This is a genomic window from Amycolatopsis sp. M39, from assembly GCF_001651785.1.
Taxonomy (GTDB): domain Bacteria; phylum Actinomycetota; class Actinomycetes; order Mycobacteriales; family Pseudonocardiaceae; genus Amycolatopsis; species Amycolatopsis rubida.
The window spans coordinates 57747-61528 of the sequence record NZ_LWSF01000028.1 but is presented as its reverse complement, the minus strand read 5'-3'; the positions used below and the strand labels follow the sequence as shown (position 1 = coordinate 61528).

At 72.8% G+C, this 3782-nt stretch carries 2 protein-coding genes; one reads left to right on the top strand and one right to left on the bottom strand.

Features of this window, described 5'->3' with window-relative positions; translation table 11 throughout:
- Positions 1-2497: LuxR C-terminal-related transcriptional regulator (locus A4R44_RS37730; protein WP_232791960.1), on the bottom strand; the 2497-nt coding region annotated here is incomplete at its 3' end.
- Positions 2498-3011: 514 nt separating this feature from the next.
- Here A4R44_RS37730 and A4R44_RS46750 point away from each other — a divergent pair.
- Positions 3012-3782, top strand: a 771-nt coding sequence (locus A4R44_RS46750) for an NAD(P)/FAD-dependent oxidoreductase (protein WP_198545599.1), incomplete at its 3' end; no start/stop codon positions are given.

Sequence of the window (3782 nt, the reverse complement as noted above, 5' to 3'; positions counted from 1 at the left end):
CCCGAGCCACGTGCGCGTCCACTGTCCGCGGGCTCAGGAACAACTCGGCCGCGATTTCCTTCGTCGTCAACCCGCGCACCACCATTTCCGCCACTTGCCGTTCCCGGCGCGAAAGCGCCCGCGCGCCCGGCGGCGACTCCAGCTTCCGCCGCCCGGCCAATCGCCGCTGCACCTTCGTCGTCTCCCTCAGCAACGCGCCGGCCCCCGCGCTCTGGAACACCTCCCGCGCCTCGCCGATCCGCTGGGTCGCGGCGTCGAAGTTTCCCTGCCTTCCCAGCACTTCCGCGACCAGCAGCACCGCACGCCCGCGATGCAGCACCATCGCCGCCCGGCCGAACGCGACGGCCGCCGCGGAAGCGTCGGTCAACGCGGCAACGAGGTCGTTGCCAGCCGCTGACACCGTCGCGCGCGCCAGCAACGCGAGGCCGAGGTCGCTCTTCAACCCGGTGGCCGCGGCCCGTTCCATCGCATCCGCCGCCCACCGGCGCGCCTCCGCAGCCGCTCCCTCGGCGAGGGCGGCCCGGCAGTCCTGCGCCAATCTGGCTACCAGCAACGGATTCGCCGTCCGCTCCGCCGGCTGCTCGACCGCGCCGGGGAACATGCCGAGTTCGAGACCGGCCTCGGCGAGGATGTGCTCCACCGTTCGCCGCCACCATTCGACAGCAGGCCGCGGCAGTTTCTCGACCGCGCGCCACTGTTGCTCGGCCGCCGACCGGTCTCCGGTCGCGAGCAGCACCCGCAGCCGGATCGCGGCGGCCATCGGCACGACGTCGTGGTGGCCGAAGCGGGCCGCCGCGGTTTCCGCTTCCGCGGCGGCCTCCGCGGCCTCGGCGAGGTGCCCCAGCTTCCACAGCACATACCCGCGCGCCGAGTACAGGAACGGCACAATCTGCCGCAGCCCGGGCGCACTGAGGTGCGACGCGCGGTCCAGCAGGGCGAGCGCGCGCCGGTCGTCGTCGAGGAAGCACGAGGCCCAGCACAGCGCGGGCACGGTGTAGAGGACCGAACGCAGTTCGCTGTCGTCGAGCAGGTCGAATCCGTCGGCCGCGGCCTGCTGGGCGTGCCGGGCCTCGGCGGTCCGCCCGGCACAGGCCAGCCCGATGGCGGCGAGCGCGGCGATCGCGGACTGGACAGCGGGCCCCGCGCTCGGGTCGGCCGCGGTCCGGCGCAGCCGCTCCTGCGCTCCGACGGTGTCGCCGTCCAGCAATTCCAGATGTGCCAGTTCAAGTTGCGCCCGCGCGTCAGCCTTGCCCGAAGCGGCGATCGCGGCCTCGGCGATCGACCGCGCGCGCCGGGTGCGGCCGAGCGTGTGCTCGCACCGGGAAAGCAACGCCAGCACCCGGGGCGACTCCGGCAGCGTCACGAGCAGCGTACGCGCCGCTGCCGGTTTCCCCGACGCCAGCAGCGCTTCGGCCCGCAGCACGGACAGCCGGCAGTGCTCGTGCCCGCCGCGCATCCGTTCCGGCAGGTTCGCCACCGCCGCGCCGAGCCAGCGGGCGCACGCCGCGGGATCGGTGCCGAGCACTTCCTCTGCCGCCGACGCCAGTTCGCCGACCGCGACCAGATCGTGGCGGTAGGAAGACTTCTCGAGGTGATCCGCGCGCAAGGTGAGCGGCGCGTCGAGTTCGCGCAGGTAGGCCGCCGCCCGATGGTGCGCGCCCGCCGCCCAGCCGCGTCCGGACAGCCGCGCGGCGGCGGCACGGACCAGCGGGTGCCGGAACCGGAGCCCCGCGGCTCCGCCCGTCAGCACGCCCCGGCACAGCAGCCGTTCGATCGCGTGGCCGACCTCGTCCCGGGGCAGCACAGTCATCGCCTGGACCAGATCCGCGTCGAGGTTCGCGCCGCCGCACGCCGCGGCCTGTACGACCAGCCGCTCGGGCTCCGGCAGCGCCGACACTTCAGCGAACAGCACCCGTTCCGCCGGCAGCATCGGCCGGTCTTCGGCCGCCGGGCCCTCGCCGCGGCCCGGCCATTCGTGCGGCGGCAAATCGGCCAGCAGCAACAGGTACAGCGGGATGCGCTCGGCCGCGGCGGCGATCCGCGCCCGCTCGGCGTCGTCGTGCCCCGGCAACAGCCGGGCGACCTCGTCGTCAGTGAACGCGGGCAGCGTCACGTACCGGGCCGGGACGCGCTCGGAGTGCAGCAGCCGGGTCAGTGCGGGCTGCCGCTGCCCGTCGCGGACCGACAGCACCAGCCGCCGGTCGTTCCCCGGTCCCGACACCAGCGCCGTCAACAGCCGCAGGGACGCTTCGTCGGCCCATTGCGCGTCGTCCACGACCACCAGCGATTCCGGGCCGAGCGCGTGCGCCAGGCGGCGGGAGAACTCCGGCGCGCCCCCGGGCACCGCGCACACCGGCTCCGGCGCCCGCCGGGCGACTTCGGCCAGCAGCCGGGTTTTCCCGATCCCCGGCCGTCCCTCCACCACGGTCACCGCGGCGCGGCGGTCCAGGCACGCGGCCAGTTCCGCCGACCTTCCGACAAACTCCTTCTCGACCATGCTTCTCCCCCTTCGCCCGACCAGCGAATTGCGGTAATTCTACGGATGCTGGCACCCGATATCTTCCGGTTTATTAGATGCCCGGGACACACCCGGTAAAACAGCCGGGCAAGCGGGAACAGGCTAGTGCCCGCACCCCGCCCCGGGCTATCGGCCAACAGGGAGAACCTCGGCCGCGTGCCGGGCAGGCCACGAATCTCGCAGGAGGATCGGTGAGCAGCAGCGGACCTGGGCGTTTACCGCGACCGGGACGAAGGCCGGACGATCGATCGGATCACCCGGGGGAAACGTTACCGGAATGGTCCGAACACTTTCCGCAGCCGAACGGATACGCCTCGCCCGCGATTACTCCGGAGTTCTTCCGGATCACCACTGGTGAGCAGCCCCAGGGAAGTGCGTGCAATGCTGCTCCGATCGGCCGAATTGCGCGTCCGTCCGCCAATTGCCGCTCAACGGAAAAGCGCTCCGAACGGCGACGGCACAATTGCCCTCACGCGGATCGGCGGCGGCCGGAATGAACGCCAAACGGGTTCTGGTGGCCGGGGCCGGGCTGGCCGGTTCGCTCGCCGCGATCCACTTCGCGCAGCTCGGGCACCAGGTGGAGATCCACGAGCGCCGTCCGGATCCGCGCGGGACCGGCGCGGGCGCGGGCCGGTCGATCAACCTCGGCCTCTCCCAGCGCGGAATCCGGGCGCTGGACCAGGTCGGGCTGCTCGGCCCGGTGCTGGCCGCGGCCGCTCCGATGCGCGGGCGGGTGATCCACCAGCGCGACGGCGAGCTGGATTTCCAGCCCTACGGCTGCCACGAGGACCAGATCCTGCGCTCGGTGCTGCGCGACGACCTCAACCGGATCCTGCTCGCCGAAGCCTTGGAGTACCCGAACGTCAGCGCCCGCTTCGGCGTCACGCTCACCGATCTCGACCGCGGATCGGCGAGCGCCGGACCCGTCTGCGCTTTCGCCGGCGACAGTGGTCCATACCAAGCCTCCGCGGACCTCGTGGTCGGCGCGGACGGCGCGTTCTCGGCCGTGCGCACCCGGCTGCTGCGCGGCCTGCCCGCCGACTTCCGGCAGCGCGTCCTGCCCTGGGGCTACAAGGAGTTCGCGATCGCCGCGGGCCCGTCCGGCGAGGTACGCAGCAGCCCGGACGCACTGCACGTCTGGCCGGGAGACGACGGGCTGATCGTCGCCCATCCCCATGTCAACGGTTCCCTCACCGCGACCGTGTTCCTCCCGCTGGCCGGCGAGCGGAGCTTCGCCACCCTCACCACCGAGAAATCGGTTCGA